We start from the raw sequence: 19,894 nt of genomic DNA, 5'->3' as shown, positions 1-19,894 counted from the left end.
GGTGGGCCGGTGGACCCCCGCGGGGTGAGCGCAGGCGTGGGAACCTGCCGGGTCACCGTCCGCCGGCCCGCGAGAACCTCGTACAGCGCGCGGGCGACATCGGCATCTGGGTGCAGCAAGCCGATGGCTCTGGCGGAGATGGGCGTGGGCAAGGTCCCCACGGCGTCTCTGCTCAACAGCCAGCCGAACTGGTCGTACTTCATGATCTGGTCGGAGCAGTTGCGCGGCAACAACACCAACTCCGAGATTCAGACGGCCTACTTCCTCCCACGCGTCCTCAACCAGGGGGAAGTGAAGCTGCCCTGACAGAAGATGCGCCGACAGAAGTTGTCCTGACAGAAGGGGCGCGGGGACGGGGGTGGACGCGAACGCACCACACCCGTCCCCGCGCCGGCGACGCCCGTGGACCAGCCGACGACGACGCTTACGGATCAGCTGAGCAGTTCCACCTCCGCCAGCGTCGCGGAGCCGTCCGGCACCAGCCGGTAGTGCGCGTACGTCCCCGGGTGGTCGACCGTGAAGGCCCGGGTCTGCTGGTCCCAGGCGAAGGACTCACCGGACCGCTTGTCCAGGTCCTTCCACCTGCTGCCGTCCTTCGACCCCTGAAGCACCCAGCCGCGCGGCGCCTTCGCCTTGTCGGTGGAGGAGGTCAGCGTGTACTGGACCGCCTTCGTCCGACCGGTCACCGGGAGTTCGATCGCCGACTCCGTGGACGCCTCCGTGGCCGACGAGTCGTCGAAGAGCGCGCCCTCACCCTTGAGGGCGTCCTTCCTCGGCGACGGGACCTCGTCGTCCTGCGTGATCGAGGCCGGCTGGGCGTTCTTGCCGCTGCCCCACGCCGACGGCTTCGGGCCCATGTCGAACTCCAGGACTCCGCCACGGGCGACGAGGTCGTGCGGCAGCGCCGTCGACCTCCACGTCTTGCCGTTGACCTTCAGCCCCTGCACGTACACGTTCTTCGCGCTGTTCTTGGGCGCCTTCACGACCAGGTCGCGGCCGTTGTCGAGGTGCAGGGTCATCTTCGTGAACTGCGGCGACCCGATGGCGTACTCGCCGCTGCCCATCACCAGGGGGTAGAAGCCGAGCGACGAGAAGAGGTACCAGCCGGACTGCTCGCCGTTGTCCTCGTCGCCGTGGTAGCCCTGCCCGATCTCGCTGCCCGTGTAGAGGCGGGAGAGGACCTCGCGGACCTTCTCCTGCGTCTTCCACGGCTGCCCGGCCGCGTCGTACATGTACGCGGCGTGATGGGCGACCTGGTTGGAGTGGCCGTACATCCCCATGCGTACGTCACGCGCCTCCGTCATCTCGTGGATGACGCCTCCGTAGGAGCCCGCGAACTCGGCGGAGCCCGTCTCCGGAGTGGCGAAGTACGTGTCGAGCTTGTCGCCGAGGCCCTTGCGTCCGCCGTACAGGTTCGCCAGACCGCGCGAGTCCTGCGGGGCGGTGAAGGCGTAACCCCAGGCGTTGGTCTCCGTGTAGTCGTGACCCCACACGCGCGGATCGAACTTCTCCGAAGGCACCCGCCAGACGCCCTTGGTGTCCTTGCCCTGGAAGAAGCCGGGGTCGGTGCCCGCGCCCGCCGCCTTGCCGTCGAAGAGGTTCACATAGTCACGGGCGCGGTTGAGGAAGTACTCGGACTCCTCCTTGTAGTGCTTCTTACCCGTCTTCTTGTAGAGGGCCGCTCCCATCCGGGAGATCCCGTAGTCATTGAGATAGCCCTCCAGGGCCCACGACAGACCCTCGTGCGTCTCGCTGGGCGTGTAGCCGAGGAACGGCGAGGTCTTCATGCCCTTGCGGCCGACACCCGACGTCGGCGGGACCACCGTCGCGTTCTTCAGCGCGGCGTCGTACGCGGCCTTCGCGTCGAACTTCACGCCCTTGGTGTACGCGTCGGCGAACGCCACGTCGGACGACGTGCCCGTCATCAGGTCCGCGGCACCGGGCGACGACCAGCGCGAGGTCCAGCCACCGTCCTTGTAGTGCTGCACGAAGCCGTCGACCAGCTCACCCGCCTTCTTCGGAGAGAGCAGCGAGTAGGCGGGCCACGTCGTGCGGTACGTGTCCCAGAACCCGTTGTTGACGTACGGCTTGCCCTCGACGATCTTCGCGCCCGTGTGGGTCGGGGTGTCGGGCCCGGTCTGCGGCGAGAAGGGGGAGGCGTACTTGTACGTGGCCTTGCCGCCCTTCCCACGGACCTTCTCGAAGCCGGAGTTGGGGTACAGGTACAGGCGGTACAGGCTGGAGTACAGCGTCGTGCGCTGCCCCTCGCTCGCGCCCTCGACCTCCACCTTGCCGAGGATGTCGTCCCACTGCTTCTGCGCGCGGTTCTTCACGCGCTCGAAGGAGGTGCCGGCCGGTATTTCCTCGGCGAGGTTCGCCTTCGCCTGGTCCAGGCTGATGAGGGACGTGGCGAGGCGCAGGCTCACCTGGCGGTCCTTGCCGGGCTTGAAGCGGAGGTAGCCCGTCACGTCGCCGCCACCGCCGCCCTCCAGCTTGCCGCCCGCCGAGACGGGGGCGTCGAAGGTGCCGTAGACGAAGAGACGCGTGGCACCCGCCGACAGGCCGGACTTGACGTCCGAGAAGCCGGAGACGATGCCTTTCTCCTTGTCGAGGGTGAGGCCGCCCTTCTCCGAGACGTTGTCGAAGATGACGCTCGCGTCGTCACCGGGATAGGTGAACCGCATCATCGCCGCGTGGTCGGTCGGCGCCATCTCCGCCTTCAGACCGTTCTCGAACGTCACTCCGTAGTAGTACGGGCGTGCCGTCTCCTTCTCGTGCCGGAAGGGCAGCGCACGCTTGGTGCGGGACGCGCTCGGGGTGTCCTTGTCGACGGACGGCATCATCTGGAACGTCTGCCGGTCACCCATCCACGGGCTCGGCTCGTGGCTCGCGCTGAACGCCTGCATCGTCGGCAGGTTGTCGTCGTTGTTGCCGCGCGCGTAGTCGTACAGCCAGCTCAGGGAGCCCGCGTTGGTCACCGGCGTCCAGAAGTTGAAGCCGTGCGGGACCGCGGTGGCGGGGAAGTTGTTGCCGCGCGAGAAGCCGCCGCTGGAGTTGGTGCCGCGCCGCGTGTCCGCGTAGTCGGAGAGATGCGCCTTCGGCTTCGCCGGGGCCTTCTCCTTCAGGGACACATCATCGACCCAGCCGCGGAACTTCGCCGGACCCTTGGGGGAGTCGTACGCGACGAGAACGCGATCGACGGTCTTGCCGCGCGCGACCTCCCCGATCCGCGAGTCGACGTTGTTCCACTGATTCACGTACAGCACTTTGGAGTTGCCCTGCCCCTGCGGGGTCAGCGGGAACCCGTGCTGGTCGACGGCCTTGAGCTCACTCAAGTACGTCCCGTCGGTGAAAGCGAGATCCACGGAGACGTTGGTGGCTGCGTAGTCGAGATCGCCTTCGGCCATGGAGGGAAACACCCGATACCCGAGCTCGGTGTCCCGCCCGACCTTCACATTGACGTCGAAGACCTTGTTGTACGAATAGCCGCGCCCGTCGGCCTTGTGGCTACCCGCATACCGCAGCGCGTGCTTCCCTGTGAACCCGGCACGGGACTTGGCGGTGGGGGAGCCGCTGGGGCCGCGGTCCACCAGGCTCAGCATGTCCTCGGGCGCGGGGGCCTGCGTGCCGCCCACCGACAGCTGCAGGTCCGCGAGTTGCAGCGCGTCCGACGCGCCGTTGTTGGCGGTGACGTCGAGCCGGAAGCGGGAGTAGGCCTTCGCGTCGCCGGGCTTGGCGAAGTCGTACGTCTTCGTCTTGTGCCGCCCGTCGAAAACCTGCCCCTTCCGCTCGTCGAGGACCGTCCACTCCTTGCCGTCCGTCGAGCCCTTGAGGGTCCAGTCCTTGGGGTCGCGCTCGGCGTGGTCGTTGGCGGACGTCAGCGCGTACGTCACGACCTTCGCGGGCTCGTCCAGGTCGAACTCGACCCAGCCGTCCTTCGCGAACGTCAGCCACTTGCTGGTCGCCTCGCCGTCGACGAGGTTCGCCGCGACCTCGCCGGACCCGGCGTTCTCGCCGCTCGCCCGCGCCTCGGTGACGTGGTCGTTCACACTCCCGGGAAGCCCGGAGCTGAACTCCCCGTTCACACCGGCGGCCTTCTTCTTGCCGTCGGGGCCCGTCTCGACGGTGCTCAGCCAGTCCGGCAGGGCCTCGCCCGCCTCGAAGGACGAGGCGAACCCCCGCTCCGCGCGGGGAGGCCGCTCGGGCTCGGCGACGGCGGCGCCCTGAGCCGCCGCGACGACGGCGAGCGCCAACGCCCCGACGGCCACGGCCGAGCGGGGCCCTGGACCGGGCGGACGTTGGTGTCTGAAACGGGATCTGCGTGCGGTGTTGCCTGCGGTGTTGCCTGCCGTGTTGCGTACCGAGTACGGCATCCCCGAGCCCCTCCTTGCGAGTTGGACAACGTTGTCACGATCGCTGCGCAAGGTCTAGTAGGGAGGCAAGTGGCGAGTGGTGTCAAGGCTGTTGACGGGGGCCGTGATGGTGTAGGGGAGGGGGCAGTTGCTCGCGCACCCATGCGGCATCGGGGTTGGTCCGCGGATGGCCCGCCAGGATGACGGTCGGCATGGTCTCGTTGCCGTCGTCGGCCGCCCGCACCACCGCGGCTCCGGCGGGGGCGCGCCAGATGTCGACCCAGTGCGCGCGGTGGGCGGTGCGGCCCAGCCGTATGCGCAGTCGTATGCAGTACTTGCAACCGGGCCGCCAGTAGATGACCGGTCGGCCGTCGACCGCGCTGCGGCGCTGTGCGTCGAGCGCGCCGGTCGACTTCGGGAAGACCAGGGGCGAGTTCACGCCTGCGAGCAGCATGAAAGCCGGCAGGGAGACCACGGATGCGGCGGGGGACCCGCTGGCGGCCGGCCCCATGGCGAGGAGTGCGCCGCAGAGCGCCGGCAGCATCGGCAGGACCCGGGCGCGCATCACAGAGACACAAGCTTTCGATGAGCCGGGTCCGGCGGCCCTGCGAGCGCGGGGCTGTCGCTGCCGTCGCTGCCGTTACTGCCGTTACTGCCGTCACCGCCGTCCCCCGTGGAACCGTGGCGGTCGCGTTCGGCGAGCAGCCGCTTGCGATGGGCGTGGCGGCGGACCGCGGTGACGATGACGATGGCGGTGCAGACGCCGATGCCGATGCCGACGCCGATGCCGAGGAGCGGGAGCAGGGCGGCCGTCATCAGCCCGCCCACCAGCGTGAGATGGCCTTCGGTGCCCCCGATGGCGTACCGGGACGGTCCCTTGGACGAGCAGGTGATCTCGTAGTCGCCCCTTCGCGGCACGTCGATGGTGTGGAGCGGGTTCCAGGTCTCGTCACGGGTGAGGAACACGTCGATTCCCGGATCGGTGAGACGGGGGTCGCCCGGCCCGGAGATGCGGCACTCCTGGGCCGGCGACGGGCCCCGGTCCTTGATCCAGATCGCTTTGTCGCTCCCCTGCTCCAGCCGCAGCGTGACGGTGTCACCGTCGGCGAACCGGTGGCCGGTGTCCACCGCGCCCACCGCGTCGACCGCGCCGCTGAACCGGTACACGCCGAAGCCCACGCCCAGCACGCCCAGCACGGTCAGCACGACGGCGATCGCGGCCGCCGTGACATACCAGTGGCGTCCGGGCCGGACTTCGTTCGCCGGTATCCGCGGCGGAGGGACGAGCTGCATCGACACACCTTAGGGGCTGCCTTCAACTGTCACGCCCGCATCCGGGACGGCCGCTCGGTGGGACTCGGCGGTCTTGTCAGCGGTGAGTCGCGGAGACCGCCGCGTGCGCCTCGGCCCGCAGAACTTCGGCGTCGGGCTGTTCACTCGCCCAGGCGACGTGGCCGTCGGGGCGGATGAGGTGGGGGGTGGAGGGCGGTGCCGGGGTGCCGGGGTGCCGGTGGGCCGGTGAAGTGCAGCAGGACGTGGCGGCCGGTCCGGAGCAGCGTAAAGAGGGCCCTGCTGTCGGAGAGTTCGAGGTTGGGTGCGCGGTGACGGTCAGGGGGTGGTGGTGAGCGGGGCCCGGGTGGGCGACGACCAGTGCGGAGAGCCGTTCGGCCAGGCGTCGGGAGAACTCGGGCGCGGTGGCGATGAGTTGGCTCAGGAGTGCGCGCAGGTCCCGGCCACGCCGCCGAGTAGGCGTTCATCAGTGCCGTCTGGGCGCGGGTGCTGAGCAGCAGGTCGGCGCCGACCGGGTGGCGTTCGGCGTGGTAACTGTCCAGGAGCCGGCGGGGGGCGGTGCCTGCCACTGTGGTGGCCAGTTTCCAGCCGAGGTTCGTGGCGTCCTGGATGCCGAAGTTGAGGCCCACGCCTCCGGCCGGGTAGTGCATGGGCGCCGCGTCGCCCGCGAGGAGCACGCGGCCCCTGCGGTACTACTGGTGAAGAGGCAGTGTTCTGGGAGTGCGCTATTCGGTGGCCGTCGCCCGAAGGTGGTTGCTCGCCGACCCTGTTCGCTTCTGGTCAACTCCGTTGCCTCACACGCACGTTGCTGATCCGGATGGGGCAGGATGGGTTGATGAGGCGTCGGGGGCGTGCCGGGGGAGTCTCGGCGGTGGTGTTCAGCGTTGTGGTGTGCTTGGCCGGGCTGTGGTGGACGGTGGATGCGCTACCGCAGGCACAGGGGGATTCCGACCCCGCTGGGCTGCTGGCCGTCCTTCCGGGTCTGGTGGGTGCGGTTCTCGCGGGTTGGGGGGTATGGGCGGGGGTGCGGGCGCTGCGGGCCCAGCGCACGGCATCGGTGATCGCGGAGGAATTCGCCAGATCGGTGGTGCGGGCGGAGGGGGCGCAGTACCGGCAGATGCTGGGCAGCGGGCTCGCGGCGCCGGACGGGCGGATCGATCTCGCGTTCACGGCGAGGGCCACCGGGGTGAGCGGCACACAGCCCGATGGGACCTTGGAGGAGATCGCCGATTATTACCGGGGCCTGCGGCCGGGGCGGATGGTCATCACCGGCACACCCGCCGCCGGCCCGGACGGGCAGGCCGGCGGTGACGCGGGGACAGGCAAGACTGTGCTCGCCCTGACTCTGATCCTGGGCCTGGCCAAGGACCGTGCCCCTCACGAGCCGGTGCCGGTACGGCTGACTGCGGCATCCTGGCCCGGCAGCGGAGTCCGTGACTGGCTACGGGCACATCTCACCGACGCCTACCGTCTTGCCCCTCGCGAAGCCGCCCGCCTCGTGGACGCCGATCTTGTTCTGCCGGTGATCGACGGTCTGGACGAAATGGATACCGGCACCGCCCCCGGCTACACCTCACGCGCTGCCGCCCTCCTCCGCTGCATAGAACAATTCGAGACCGGCGGCACACACTGCCCGGTCGTCCTGACCTGCCGACACGCCCACTACCAGGCCCTGGTCGACGCCGAGACCGAACCCCGAATCGTGGCACGCCTCGCCTTGGCCCGCGTCGACGCGTCCCGCGCCCACAGATACCTTCGGCAACGCGTCGCCGGCACGGAGCGGGGCCGGGCCCGCTGGCGACCGGTCCTTTCCGCCCTCGCCGCGGTGGCGGCGGCCGGCCCGGCCGGCACCGTGCAACCGGAACACGCGCGGCTGGCCGGCATGCTGGACACGCCCTGGCGATTGACCCTGGCCGCCACCGTCTTCGAGGAACGCACCACCGATGGGCGATACCTGCGTGACCCCGCCGATCTGCTCGCACTGGCCACCGGCGGGCATCTGTATGAGTACCTCCTGGACCGGTACATCGGCGCCGCGGTGGCCGCACCCCACCGTGGGACGGACGACATCCCTCGGCCGTCGGGCACCGACAGCCGTCCGCGGCTGGATGCCGACGCCACCTGGCGCCGCCTGGCAGTCCTCGCTCGCTACCTCAACGGCAACGCCGGAACTGAGGGTGGCCCGCCACGCAGCGTCGCAGGCCGCACTCTGAGCAGTACCGACCTGGCCCTCCACGAACTGTGGCCCCTGGCCGGGACGCACCGGACACGGTGGACCGAACGCATCCTGGCCGCAGCGCTACTCTTCCCGGCTCTTTACCTCGCACTGCCGCAAGCTGACATCCACATACCGGCAGCGATGTGCGCGCTCCTCGTCTGCCTTGCGGTGATGTACCGCCCAGCATGGCCCAAGCCACGACGGATCGACCTTGGCCGTCTTCGCACCCACGCTGGAAGACGCGCCCTCACGCTCGGCTTCGCGATGGGCTTCGTGATCGGTTTCGTGATCACCTTCGTACTGTTCGTGACTTTGTCCTACAGCGAAGACACGCTCGATGAGGGCCTCGTGGTCGGCCTCATGTTCGGGCTCACGTTCGGGCCTGTGTTCGGGCTCGCACGCGGACTCATGACCAAGAAGGAGGGAGCGGGAGTCGCTCCGCGCGATCTCATCCGCATGGACCTCACCGCCGGGGTCGTGTTCGGACCCGTGACAGGGCTCGGGTCCGGGCTCGTGCTCGTGCTCGTAGGCACGCTCGCGTACGGGTTCGCGTACGGGCTCGGGCCGCGGGAGCCCGCCGCTTTGATGTTGTGTGCCTTGGGATTCGCGATCGGGGCCTTCGTATTCTGTATCCCGGCCGCGGGCGGCTTGGCAGCCCTGCGGTATTTCGCGCTCCTCCTGCACACCCGCAAGAAGCTGACGTGGCGACTGGGCCGCTTCCTCGATGCCTGCTACCAGCTCGGCATCCTGCGCGTAGCGGGGACAGCGTGGCAGTTCCGGCATCGTGAACTCCAGGACCACCTCGCCACCCGCCCCCTTCCCCCACCCCGCCCGTGAAAGACCGTGCAGAAAATACCTGACCGCCCGCTTCACCGAGGCACAAGGCCAGTTCAGCCCTCTTCAGGTCCTGCTCGCCTGCCCGGACACCACCCGAGCCTGCGACCTCGCCCGTGCCTTCGCCAACCTTGGTGCACGCAGGCATCGCGTTCTCGGCGGCCTGGCGGGTGGCGTTGCCGAACCGGGAGAGCCGGCTCGGGTCACGCATGCCGAAGTCGGTGCCGACGATCCGGGTCACCTTGGCGCGCAGCCCGTCGAGGGTGAGTTCGCCTGGGTGGCCGCTACCGGTAGTAGGGGCTCCGTCGCAGTAAAGCCGGCATTTACTGCGACATCTCTCACCGCAGCCCTGAGCATTACGCAGTGCTATACGCCACCTGGCTGTAGCTGCGCCCGTAGCCAGCGCTTTTGTCCCGCTCCTCGGACGAGCAGCACATGGCGTCTCACCTATCGGCATCGAGCCGCTGCCCGAAGCCATGCCACCTCTGCGCGGTAGATGGCATCCGGCTGGCCGGGCGCCGGAACCAGCTACGCGCTCTGGGCCAGCAGACCGGCTTCGATGACCGCAGCGACTAGGGTGGCGCCGCGGCTGTTCTGGTGGATGTGGTCGGTCGTGAGCACGAGACCTCGCCGCCGCGAGATCGCGTCGAGGCTGCGGCGCAGCACTGCGTGCTGGACGAGGACGCCGACGGTCGCTGCGGGCGTCGCCTCCCGGTATGAAATCGGCGGCGGGTCCGCCTGGCGCAGTTCCTCGATCTGGCGTTCGTGGAGCGGAAGGTAGGCCACCTCGTTGGTGGCGGCGACCTCGGCGATCATCCGGCTGTACGCCTGCGATGCCTGTGCCGCTGCTCCGTCGAGTTGTTGGCCGAGTACCGGTAGCGACAGCAGACCGATCGTGGCGTCGGTCTCCGCTCGCAGCCGTGCGACGACGGCTCCCAGGCACTGTTGGAACCAGCCGGCCGACGGGCGCTCGGGGAGCTGTTTGCGCTTCATGGCCTGCTCGACGGGGTAGCCGGCAAGGCTCGCTCGGGCGTCGTTGGTCCCGATCAACACGGTGATCACATCGGGTGGGTTCGTGACGACGGCATCGAGGCGCTGCAAGAGGTTGTAGGCGAAGTCGCCGTTGGCGCCGAAACGGGCAAGCTGCATGTCACCGGGAGGGTGGCGTCGTCCGAGACGATCCAGGTAGTCGACGCTGAACTGCGCGCGGGTGAGGCTGTCGCCGAGGCACGCGATGCGTGTCGTCACGGCGCTTCCTCCGGGCTGGGCGTGCCGACGCGTTCGGTCGGGCGGGTGTCGGTCCGAGCACGGTGGTCGGTGCCGAGGGTCGCAGTGATGGCCAGGATGGACGTCGGCCCCTCCGTGTCGACCACGTGCCATACCCCGGCCGGGTTGATGGTGGCCTCGCCCGGCCCGAGCAGAACGCGGTCGGGCACCCCGTCCACGTCGCGGGTGACCGTCACGGACCCGCTGAGACAAACGACCAGTTCGTCGCCTGCAGGGTGGCTCTCCCAATGGTCGCCGAGCCCGTCGCCGTCGAAGATCATCACCATCCGGCCCTCGGCGCCGTCTGCCGCGACCGCGGCGCTGTAGGCCTGGAGCACCTCCGGGTCCCAGGTGAAACCCTCGACGGGTTTCGCTCTCGACCCCAGTCCGAGGTGCACGGGGGTGGTCCGCAGGTCCATGGCATTGCGTTCGTGGTTGACGAGTCTCATGCCGACGATCGTCCACGACAGCGATCGGGCGGTCTTGAAGAAATGGGAAGAGAAGCCGACGCGGAGGGCGGACGGTTGGCTGCTACCCGGCTCCGAGGAGGACTTCGCTGCGGCGCCAGGCCGTCGGCGTTCGGCCCGTGAACTCGCGCCAGTCCCGAACGAGATGGGCCTGGTCGGCATAGCCGGAGACGGTTGCCACATCGCCCCACGGGGGCGGGTCCTGTGCCGCCGCCAGTTCGTGCGCGTGCTCGAAGCGCAAGACTCGGGCGAAGGTCTTCGGTGACAGGCCACCTCACCGCGAAACCGCTCGGTGAGGTACCGACGGCTCCAGCCGAGTTCCGCGGCGACCGCACCGACCTGGACGCAACCCCGCGCGGCGACGAGGCGGCGCCATGCCTCGGCCACCTCGGGGCGCATCCGACGCACATGGTCGCCGCAGGCGCCACGGCCGACAGCTCGGAGGAGCAATTCGTCCAGCGCGGTGAACCGCGTCGCCCATGTTGTCGCCGATCGGAGCCGGTCGACCAGCTCGACGGCAAGCGCTCCGAGAAGCTCGTCAAGTGGGACCAGCCGGTGGGCGAGCTCGGCGGACGGCATGCCGTAGATGGCCCGGGCCCCGAGCGGTGTCAGCGATACCTGAACACCTTGCTGGCGTCCGTCGTGGTGGATCGCGACGGACCGGCACATCAGACCGCCGGCCACGCTGCCGAATCGGGTGACCGGTGACCCGTCGTCAACGCCCGCCGCCACCTCCAAAGGATCTGACAGGCTGATCACCGCAGTGAGCGCGCGGCTCGGCGGGCCGCAGTGCACCCCCGTCGGGAGCCCGCGGAGGTCGAAGCCGACATACGAGTCGACGTACTCCCGCAAGACAGGCGCCGGACGTGCACCGATCTCGGTGACCGTGTGGTCCTCCATTTTCGTCAGTGTACGAGCCGCCCGGCCCAGGAAGATCACAGTCCAGGGACTGATCACCACCGTTTGCGGCTGGTGACGATCCTGCTGGCTTATTCCGTGCCAGCGGGGCTGGTGGTTCGTTGGTCAGAACAGCAGCGGCCGTCTTGGCGTCCCCGGTCGCGGGTGGGGTGTGGGATGTCGATGCAGCCGAGGCAGTGGCCGAAGGTGCCTGAGCTGACCGCGCAGGTGGCGCGGGCGGTGGCGGCACGGGGCCCGTATCCGTTGGCGATGCGGGCCCGTGACGAGTTGGGCGAGTTGTTCGCGGACGCCGAGTTCGCCGAGGCGTTCGAAGCCAGAGGACGGCCAGGCTGGTCACCGGGCCAGCTCGCGCTGGTCACGGTGTTGCAGTTCGCCGAGAACCTCACCGACCGGGCGGCAGCGCATCGGGTGCGGTACGGCATGGACTTGAAATACGCCGACCTGCTGCTGACCGCGCTCAAGGACCGGGGCCTGGTGAAGGCGGGAGGCAGGTAGCGCACCGACTCCACCCGCGTTCTGGCGGCGGTGCGCGATCTGAACAGGCTGGAGCTGGCTGGGGAGACGCTGCGGGCCGCGCTGGAGGCGCTGGCCTGCGCGGCCCCGGACTGGCTGGCCCAGGAGGTGCCCGTTCGGGAACGGCCGAACGCTACGGCCCTCGGATTCACTCCTGGCATCCGCCGGCTTCCACAAGTAAGCGCGAGGAGATGGCCCGGGTTTACGGCCGGGCCGGGTTCGTGTTGCTGGAGGCGGTGCATGCCCGTGACGCGCCGGCCTGGCTGCGTGAGCTCCCGGCGGTGCAGGTCCTGCGCATGATGTGGGTGCAGAACTACCACCGCGCTGTGAGCGAGGCCGGGGCAGAGGTGAAGCGGCGGGAGAGCAAAGACCTCCCGCCCGCCCGGCAGGCTGCGGCTGGCTTCTCCGTACGACACGGACGCGCGCTACGGCCTCAAACATCCTGGTGGACCGGCTACAAGGTCCATATCAGTGAGTCCTGCGACGAAACCGACGTGCAGGACCCGGCCACCGGCCAGGCGATGGTCCCCGGAGCCGACGGATCGCCGCCGCGCTTGATCACCGGCATCGCGACCACCGACGCCACGGTGACCGATGCGGAAATGACCGGACCGGTCCATCACATGCTCGCCGCCCGCGATCTTCTGCCCGCCGAGCATTTCCTCGATTCCGGCTACGCGTCCGCCGAGTTGATCGTGGGCATAAAGAAGAATTTCGGGGTCACCCTGGTCACCCCGGTCCTTCTGAACAGCTCACCCCAGGCACGTGCCGGGGCCGGGTTCGACCGCACCGCGTTCACCATCGACTGGGACAACCGGCAGGCCATCTGCCCACGCGGGGACACCAGCACCTGGTGGAGCCCCGCCACCCTGCGCGGTACCAAGGCCATCGTCATCAAGTTCGACAAAGAGACGTGTCGACCTTGCCCGATGCGTGACCAGTGCACACGTTCCAAGACCGGCGGCCGGACCCTCTCCCTGCAACCCTGCGAGATGCAAGAAGTCCTCGACCATGCCCGCCTCCAACAGGGCGACGAGCAGTGGCGAGCAAAGTACGGAACCCGCGCGGGCATCGAGGGAACCATCCACCAGGCCGTCGCGGTCACCAGCATGAGACGTGCCCGCTACCTCGGTCTCCAGAAGACCCACCTGGAACACGTCTTCTCCGTCGTTGCGCTCAACCTCATTCGCCTCGATGCCTGGTGGAACGGCCACCCGCTCGACCGCACCCGCGTCAGCCACCTTGCCCGCCTCGACCTCTCCCTCACCGCGTGACCGAATATGCCAGCAGGATCGTCCCCAGCCGCAAACGGGGGCACGTTGCGGCTGAGTGGGGTTGGTCGTCAGGTGAGGAGTGCAGTGAGGGTGCCGGCTACGACGGCGGCGAGGGTGATGACTGTGGCGAAGGTGGTGGCGGCGCGGGTGAGGGCCGTGGGGTAGCTGGCGTTGTCCATGCGGGCGAGCTTGCCCGCGCCGGCGGCGGCCAGCAGCGCGACGAGGGTCACGAATGTGGTGGTGAGCAGGACGACGGTGACGGTCACGGCTATCTCCCGGTACGTGTTGGGGCGTTGACGTGGTCGAAGGTCGCGGAAACCGTGTTCGCCGGGGTTCGCCGGGAGGAAGATGAACACCAGCGAACACCACGGTCCGGGGGGGGCACACACCGTGCACGATGAGTACAACGACCAGGATCCGGCGCTGACCAGGCTGCGGGAGAGGCTGAGGGCCGGGATGGCCCACACGCGGCTGAACCAGACGGATCTCGCCAAGCGTGCCGTGCTGGGGCGTACGACGGTGTCGGAGGCACTCTCGTCGGCGAAGCCCCCGCCCTCGCCCCATACGGTGGCAGCCCTGGCCCGTGCGCTGCAGTTGCCGGTGGAGGAGCTGCTGGAGTTGCAGCGGAGCGCGGTCGAGGGCACCGGGGGTGGGGTGCGGTCGGTGCCGGGACGTTCGATCGGTGAGTGGGATCCGCACGACCTGGAGGTCCACCCGGCCGGGCCCGGTGGCACTGCCTCCGGGCCCGGAGGGTCGGGGGCCCGGGCGATGCCTGGGTATGTGCGGCGTGAGCATGACCGGGTACTGGCCGGGCTGGTCGAAGATGCCGCAGCCGGCCGGAGCCGGGCTGTGGTGTTGGTGGGCGGTTCCTCGACGGGCAAGACGCGGGCGTGCTGGGAGGCCGTGCAGCCACTCGCGGCGGAGGGGTGGCGGCTGTGGCATCCCTTCGACCCGACCCGCGCCCAGGACGCCCTGGAGGACCTGCCTCGTGTCGCGCCGCGCACCGTGGTGTGGCTGAACGAGGCCCAGCACTACCTCGGCGACCGCGCGGCGGGCGAGCGGATCGCGGCAGCCGTGCACCAGCTGCTGATGACTGCGGAGCGCGGGCCAGTCCTGGTACTGGGCACGCTCTGGCCCGAGTACGCCACCCGGTACACGGCCCTGCCCGCGCAGGATAAGAAGAAGGATCCGCACAGCCGGGTGCGGGAGTTGCTGGCCGGCCGCGTACTGACCGTGCCCGAGACGTTCGATGCTCCGGAGTTGGCCGCCGCAACCGCTCTAGCGGAGGGTGGAGACCGGCTTCTGGCCGACGTCCTCAGCCGTGCGGGCGCAGACGGGCGCATCACCCAGGACCTCGCCGGTGCCCCCGAACTCCTCAACCGCTACCGGCATGCGACCCCGGCCGCCGCAGCGGTGCTGGAAGTGGCGATGGATGCCCGCCGCCTCGGTGTCGGCCTCCACCTCCCGCAGGCCTTCCTCACCGGGGCCGCCGCCGACTACCTCACCGACACCGACTACGACCAGCTCACCGACGACTGGGCCGAGCAGGCCTTCGCCGAACTCGCCACCCTCGTCCACGGCAAACAGGCCCCCTTGCGCCGCACCAACCCCCGCACCCAGCGACGACCTCCCGCCCCGCCCCCCGCTGGCCACGACCCGGCCCCGATAACCGCGGGACCGATTTACCGACTCGCCGACTACCTCGAACAGCACGGCCGCACCAGCCGCAGGCATCTGTGCCCGCCTGCCTCCTTCTGGCACGACGCCCACACCCACCTCACCGACCCCGACGACCTCAAAAACCTCGCCTTGGCCGCAGAAAACCGGTACCGCTTGCAATGGGCCCAGCATCTCCGCCTCCGCGCCCGCGACCGCAGCGGCTTCAACGCCTTGGTCCTCCTGGCGGCAACGCGGGGCAAGGCTGGGGACCGGGAAAGTATGGAACGCCTCCTCCAACAAGCCGCCGACCTCGACGCCCCGATCCGACCGGCCTGGATGCGGGAGAAGGCTGGGGACCGGGAAGGCATGGAACGCCTTCTCTGGCAGGCCGCCAACGATGGCGACACCGACGCACTGCTCCACCTGGTCTCCATGCGGCGGGCGGGCGGTGACCGGGAGGGTGCCGAAGCCCTGGCCCGGCAGGCCGCCGACCTCGGCGACACTCGTGCCCTAACCGTCCTGGCCGAGATGCAAGAGGCGACCGGGGACCGGGAAGGCGCCGAAGCCCTGGCCCGACAGGCCGCCGCCCAAGGCGGCACCAACGCCCTGACCACCATGGCCGAAATGCGAGAGGAGGCCGGTGACCGGGAGGGCGCAGAGGCCCTGGCCCGCCAAGCCGCCGACTATGGCGACACCGGTGCTCTGCACCGCCTGGCCTTCCGGCGGGAGGCGGCCGGGGACTTGCAGGACGCCGAAGCTCTCTATCGGCAGGCCGCCGATCAGGGCGATACCAACGCCTTGGTCCTCCTGGCGGCAATGCGGGAGAAGGCTGGGGACCGGGAAGGCATGGAACGCCTTCTCTGGCAGGCCGCCAACGATGGCGACACCGACGCACTGCTCCGCCTGGTCCTCATGCGGCGGGCGGGCGGTGACCGGGAGGGTGCCGAAGCCCTGGCCCGGCAGGCCGCCGACCTCGGCGACACTCGTGCCCTAACCGTCCTGGCCGAGATGCAAGAGGCGACCGGGGACCGGGAAGGCGCCGAAGCCCTGGCCCGACAGGCCGCCGCCCAAGGCGGCACCAACGCCCTGGTCCGCCTGGCTGAGATGCGAGAGGAGGCCGCAGACCGGCAACGCCTCATCCGGCAGACCGCCGACCACGGCGGCATCCACGCCAGCCACCACAGCATCGAGATTCAGGAGGCCCTACAAAGGATGTGGCCGTACGGTCTGGAGCCGGACGGTACACCGACACCTCCATGGCAACCCATCAGTGTTCGCCCTGTTCAGACGACAGATACCGCCAGCCACGTCGTAGAGGACGCCGTCATTGCGGCTGGTGACGATCCTGCTGGCTACGAATAAGCCAGCAGGATCGGTGACGCGGTTCTTACCGGCACCCCCTCACGCAGTGCTACATGTCCATTGGCCGTAGCTGTACGAGAACAGGGCCGAGGAGTGCGCCACCGCCGCGGCCAAGTCCCGGGAGCCGCCGCGTTGATCGCGGACGGCAGCGACGAATACCGCGGGACCTACCGGCGCATCCTCGACGCCGGCCACCCCGTCCTGACCGTCCCCGACACCGACCCGGGCACTGTCGCCGAGCAGCTGCGCCCCAACCTGGACCAGGCCCACGAGCACCGTCGGCGCCAGGTCGGGCAGACGCTCAGCCTGGCCGCCGGCGCCTGACCTCGCACAGCACCAACGAAAAGCGGCGCCCGAAGCCATAAGAGGTGGCTCCGGGCGCCGCTTCGACTGCAGGCCCTGTGCTCACGAACAGACGCAGCTCATGCGCGGTGATCAGCCGCTTGAACCGCGGATACGCGGTCCGTTTAATCGACGTCACAACCCGCCCCAGGCCCGAGACGACGCTCAACATCACCACCAACGGCACTGAGCCGAATGGGCGACGGCCGACGAGCGCTTCGACTACGGACTCTCCCGCCTCCTGGGGGCGTGAAGGAGGGCGCGGCCCGTCCTCGCGGGAGACCCGCGCGCTCTCAGGCGCCGACGCCGAGTTCGGTGCGGGTGCGGTGGAGGAAAGCGCGCACGGCGGGCTCGCGCCGCCAAGGGGCGAGGGCCGTGCTGAACTCGCGGACGTAGTCCTTGGCCCGGCTGGACCGGACGCGGGCCAGGATCTCGACGGACCGGTTGCCCAGTTCGAGACCGTGGTCCAGATCGCGGGCCTGGAGATGGGCGGTCCCGACAATGGCGAGCCGCATGCCGACGGAGCGGGTGAAGACACCGGGTGGCATCGCGGCGGCCTGCTGGTTCCAGGCCAGGGCCGCCGTGGGGTTCCTCAGGTCACGGAAGATCTCGGAGGCGTCCGCCGAGAGACGGGCATGGTGGTAGAAGTCGATCCAGCCGGGCTCGTCGCCGCTGTCGGCACCGGCCCGGCCCAGCAGGTCCTCGGACGAGGCGAGAGCACGGGAAGCGGCCCGGGCGTCGTTCGCGCGGGCGTGAGCGCGGGCCTCGATGAGTCTGGTGAAGGCCAGCACCCTCGGGGCCGCCCGGCCCTCGGCCCGGTTGAAGGCGCCTTGGGCCATGTCCACGGCCTCGGAGGCGAAGCCCCGCATCAGCGTCTGCATGGCCATGGTGGTCAGCACGTAACAGCCCAGCTGTACGTCGCCGCCGGCGCGGGCGAGGCGAAGAGCCTGGATGAAGTGCCGCTGGGCGGGTTCGTGCTCGCCGACGTCGAACGCGGTCCAGCCCGCCAGGCGCGACAGTTCAGCGGTCACGGAGAAGAGTTCCCGGCCGATCTCGTCGGAGAAGCTGCCCTCCAGCAGCGGGGTCGCCCGGTGTTCGAGACAGGCGGTGACGGAGTTGGCCTTCCAGCTCCCGCCGCCGTATTTGGAGTCCCAGCGGCGGGCGTCGTCGGCGGCCTCGCGCAGTTCGTCCAGGTCGGCCCGGCCGACCTTCCCGCCGCCCCGGTGGTCGGCGGCCTCATCGCAGGGGGCGACCAGCCAGCGGGTGACCGGAGTGGTGAACGCGGACACGGCGAAACCGGATCCGGCTCGGGCGAGGAAGTCGCGGCGGTTCACGGAGCTCCAGAACGAAGTGGCGACGCGGACGGCGTCGGCGGGATCTCTGGGGAAATCCAACCCCACATCCGCGTCGATCGTCTCCGCCTCGCCCATCCCGATCTCGGAGAGGCCGACCAGCCGCCCGAGCCTCTCGCCGATGGCCTGGGCCAGTAGCTGCGGCACCGGCCACTTCGGGGTCATTCCACGGCGGCACCAGTTCGCGACGGACGTGTGTGAGTAGTCCGTCTCCAACCCGGCCGTGCGGGCGAGCTGGTTGACGCGGTGGGCCAGGGACTTGTGGCTCGCGCCGCAGCCCTCGATGAGCCGGGCCAGGTCCACGTTGGGCGGACGGGTCCGGCGGGTGGTCGATGCCACGGCCTGCCCCCTTGCCGGTGAGCGTGACTCACGTGTTCCGCGTGTCGGGGCACCGACGATATTCCTCCCCGGCGGACCGCGAACCGCCTTCGCGAGTTGTGAGCCCCCCTGCGAGCCCTCCCCGCGACCTCGTCGGGCGGCTGTGATGAGAGCCCAGGCCGTCGCCGGAACGGATCTCCTTCCGGTGGTCTCCGGCGCCAAGGCGCCACCTGACTCGCTGTCCGGCCGCCCGGCCCGCCTGACCACCTCCTCCACGGAGGCCGCCCGGCCCGCCTGACCACCTCCTCCACGGGCCGCCGGACGGCGGCGGCCCCCATCCGGAAGGACACGCTCGTGAAACTCACCGTCATCGGCTGCGGCCACCTCGGCGCCACCCACGCCGCCTGCATGGCCGAACTCGGCCACGAAGTCCTGGGCATGGACGCCGACATGGACAAGGTCCACGTCCTCAACTCCGGCAGGGCCCCGTTCTTCGAACGAGACCTCGACGACCTCCTGGCCCACCACACGGCCAGTGGCCGGCTGAGGTTCACCGCGTCCTATGCGGAGGCCGCCGCCTTCGCCGACCTGCACTTCATCGCCGTCGGCACGCCGCAGCGGCCCGGCGGGAACGCCTACGACCTCTCCCACCTGTTCTCCGCCGTCCGTCAACTCGCCGCCCGGCTCCGCGATCCGGCCGTGGTCACGGTCAAGTCCACCGTCCCGGTCGGCACGGCGCCCCAGGTCCGGGACCTCCTGCACGCACACGCGCCCGCCGGGGACACCGTCGAAGTCGCCTGGAGCCCGGAGTTCCTGCGGGAGGCCTTCGCTGTCGAGGACACCCTCCGCCCCGACCGGCTCGTCCTGGGTTTCGACGCCGAGCATTCCCGGGCCGAGGCCGTGCTGCGGCAGTGCTTCGAGAAGATCATCGGGTCCGGGACACCGACCGTCGTCACCGACTGGGCCACCGCCGAACTCGCGAAGTCCTCGGCGAACGCCTTCCTCGCCGTGAAGATCTCCTTCATCAACGCGATGGCCGAAGTCTGTGAGGCCTCCGGCGCCGATGTCGGCGAGCTCGCCGACATCCTCGGTCATGACGCCCGCATCGGACGCGGCGGCATGCGCCCCGGCCTCGGCTTCGGGGGCGGCTGCCTGCCCAAGGACATCCGGGGCTTCATGGCCCGCGCGGGTGAACTCGGCGTCGGTCAGGCCCTGACGCTCCTCCGTGAGGCCGACGCGATCAACACCCGTATCCGCAAGCGCATGGTCGACCTCGCCCTCGACCAGTGCGGCGGCGACGTCGGCGGCAGGAGGATCACCGTTTGGGGCGCCGCCTTCAAGCCCGGCACCGACGACATCCGGGACTCCCCGGCCCTCGCCGTCGCCCACAGGCTCCACGAGCTCGGCGCCGCCGTCACGGTCACCGACCCCAAGGCTCTGGACAACGCCCGCAAGGCACACCCCGAGCTCGACTGCATCGACGATGCCGGTGCCGCCGTCCAGGACACCGACCTGCTGCTGCACCTCACCGAGTGGCCGCAGTTCAGCGACGTCGACCCGGGCCCACTCGCCATCCGGGCAGGACGGCCGACAGTGATCGACGGCCGGGGCACCCTCGATGCCTCCGCCTGGCGCGAGGCCGGATGGACCTACAGGGCCCTCGGCCGCCCCTGACATCCGGGGCCGGCGACCGGCGAGGGAAACGCGGTGGGCTCCGCGTGCCGCTCAC

At 69.8% G+C, this 19,894-nt stretch carries 17 protein-coding genes and 1 pseudogene; 8 read left to right on the top strand and 10 right to left on the bottom strand.

Annotated elements, in window-relative coordinates; genetic code table 11:
* Nucleotides 1-123 precede the first annotated feature (123 nt).
* Nucleotides 124-306 (top strand): hypothetical protein, encoded by a 183-nt coding sequence (locus AB0N81_RS01295; RefSeq protein ID WP_365354553.1) that lies wholly within the window; start codon nt 124-126, stop codon nt 304-306.
* A gap of 125 nt (nt 307-431) precedes the next feature.
* Here AB0N81_RS01295 and AB0N81_RS01290 read toward each other — a convergent pair whose 3' ends face one another.
* From AB0N81_RS01290 to AB0N81_RS01270, 5 genes are all read right to left on the bottom strand, one after another.
* A complete protein-coding gene (locus AB0N81_RS01290) occupies nt 432-4,373 on the bottom strand; it encodes a GH92 family glycosyl hydrolase (protein ID WP_365354551.1) in 3,942 nt (1,313 codons plus the stop codon).
* An 82-nt stretch (nt 4,374-4,455) separates the two neighbouring features.
* Complete coding sequence (locus AB0N81_RS01285) at nt 4,456-4,920, bottom strand: hypothetical protein (RefSeq protein WP_365354550.1); 465 nt, start codon at nt 4,918-4,920, stop codon at nt 4,456-4,458.
* Complete coding sequence (locus AB0N81_RS01280; RefSeq protein WP_365354548.1) at nt 4,917-5,645, bottom strand: hypothetical protein; 729 nt, start codon at nt 5,643-5,645, stop codon at nt 4,917-4,919. The genes AB0N81_RS01285 and AB0N81_RS01280 overlap by 4 nt, the downstream gene beginning before the upstream one ends.
* Nucleotides 5,646-5,721: 76 nt before the next feature.
* Nucleotides 5,722-5,820, bottom strand: coding sequence for a hypothetical protein (locus AB0N81_RS01275; RefSeq protein WP_365354834.1), 99 nt, complete (start codon nt 5,818-5,820; stop codon nt 5,722-5,724).
* The gene (locus tag AB0N81_RS01270; protein ID WP_365354547.1) at nt 5,786-6,319 is read right to left on the bottom strand and encodes an FAD-dependent monooxygenase; all 534 of its coding nucleotides are present in this window, start codon (nt 6,317-6,319) and stop codon (nt 5,786-5,788) included. Before AB0N81_RS01270 ends, AB0N81_RS01275 begins: the two co-directional genes overlap by 35 nt.
* A 218-nt stretch (nt 6,320-6,537) precedes the next feature.
* Here AB0N81_RS01270 and AB0N81_RS01265 point away from each other — a divergent pair, with 218 nt between their 5' ends.
* On the top strand, nt 6,538-8,697 hold the full coding sequence (locus AB0N81_RS01265) for an NACHT domain-containing protein (protein WP_365354546.1): 2,160 nt from the start codon (nt 6,538-6,540) through the stop codon (nt 8,695-8,697).
* Between the two features lie 525 nt (nt 8,698-9,222).
* Here AB0N81_RS01265 and AB0N81_RS01260 read toward each other — a convergent pair.
* From AB0N81_RS01260 to AB0N81_RS01250, 3 genes and pseudogenes are all read right to left on the bottom strand, one after another.
* Nucleotides 9,223-9,942, bottom strand: coding sequence for an SGNH/GDSL hydrolase family protein (locus AB0N81_RS01260; protein WP_365354544.1), 720 nt, complete (start codon nt 9,940-9,942; stop codon nt 9,223-9,225).
* A complete protein-coding gene (locus AB0N81_RS01255; RefSeq protein WP_365354542.1) occupies nt 9,939-10,409 on the bottom strand; it encodes a cupin domain-containing protein in 471 nt (156 codons plus the stop codon). Before AB0N81_RS01255 ends, AB0N81_RS01260 begins: the two co-directional genes overlap by 4 nt.
* A gap of 82 nt (nt 10,410-10,491) precedes the next feature.
* Nucleotides 10,492-11,327 (bottom strand): annotated as a pseudogene (locus tag AB0N81_RS01250) (helix-turn-helix domain-containing protein).
* Nucleotides 11,328-11,531: 204 nt separating this feature from the next.
* Here AB0N81_RS01250 and AB0N81_RS01245 point away from each other — a divergent pair.
* Both AB0N81_RS01245 and AB0N81_RS01240 read left to right on the top strand, forming a co-directional pair.
* Nucleotides 11,532-11,840, top strand: a complete 309-nt coding sequence (locus tag AB0N81_RS01245) for a transposase (protein WP_365354541.1) — start codon at nt 11,532-11,534, stop codon at nt 11,838-11,840.
* 209 nt (nt 11,841-12,049) lie between these two features.
* Complete coding sequence (locus AB0N81_RS01240; RefSeq protein ID WP_365354539.1) at nt 12,050-13,132, top strand: transposase; 1,083 nt, start codon at nt 12,050-12,052, stop codon at nt 13,130-13,132.
* A gap of 68 nt (nt 13,133-13,200) precedes the next feature.
* Here AB0N81_RS01240 and AB0N81_RS01235 read toward each other — a convergent pair whose 3' ends face one another.
* Nucleotides 13,201-13,398, bottom strand: coding sequence for a hypothetical protein (locus tag AB0N81_RS01235; protein ID WP_365354538.1), 198 nt, complete (start codon nt 13,396-13,398; stop codon nt 13,201-13,203).
* Between the two features lie 124 nt (nt 13,399-13,522).
* On the opposite strand from AB0N81_RS01235, the gene AB0N81_RS01230 reads away from it, so the two are divergent.
* Both AB0N81_RS01230 and AB0N81_RS01225 read left to right on the top strand, forming a co-directional pair.
* On the top strand, nt 13,523-16,153 hold the full coding sequence (locus tag AB0N81_RS01230) for a helix-turn-helix domain-containing protein (protein WP_365354536.1): 2,631 nt from the start codon (nt 13,523-13,525) through the stop codon (nt 16,151-16,153).
* Between the two features lie 132 nt (nt 16,154-16,285).
* Nucleotides 16,286-16,477, top strand: coding sequence for a hypothetical protein (locus AB0N81_RS01225; protein ID WP_365354535.1), 192 nt, complete (start codon nt 16,286-16,288; stop codon nt 16,475-16,477).
* A 311-nt stretch (nt 16,478-16,788) separates the two neighbouring features.
* On the opposite strand, the gene AB0N81_RS01220 is transcribed toward AB0N81_RS01225, so the two are convergent.
* Nucleotides 16,789-18,186, bottom strand: a complete 1,398-nt coding sequence (locus AB0N81_RS01220) for a sporulation protein (RefSeq protein ID WP_365354533.1) — start codon at nt 18,184-18,186, stop codon at nt 16,789-16,791.
* Nucleotides 18,187-18,331: 145 nt separating this feature from the next.
* Between AB0N81_RS01220 and AB0N81_RS01215 the strand changes: the two genes are divergently transcribed.
* Together AB0N81_RS01215 and AB0N81_RS01210 are read left to right on the top strand one after the other, a co-directional pair.
* Nucleotides 18,332-18,463 (top strand): hypothetical protein, encoded by a 132-nt coding sequence (locus AB0N81_RS01215; protein WP_365354531.1) that lies wholly within the window; start codon nt 18,332-18,334, stop codon nt 18,461-18,463.
* Between the two features lie 56 nt (nt 18,464-18,519).
* A complete protein-coding gene (locus AB0N81_RS01210) occupies nt 18,520-19,839 on the top strand; it encodes a UDP-glucose/GDP-mannose dehydrogenase family protein (protein ID WP_365354530.1) in 1,320 nt (439 codons plus the stop codon).
* Nucleotides 19,840-19,894 lie beyond the last annotated feature (55 nt).

Source organism: Streptomyces sp. NPDC093510, from assembly GCF_040683555.1.
In the GTDB taxonomy this organism is placed as follows: domain Bacteria; phylum Actinomycetota; class Actinomycetes; order Streptomycetales; family Streptomycetaceae; genus Streptomyces.
The sequence above is the reverse complement of the archived record's forward strand: the minus strand, read 5'-3'. Positions and strand labels throughout refer to the sequence as shown.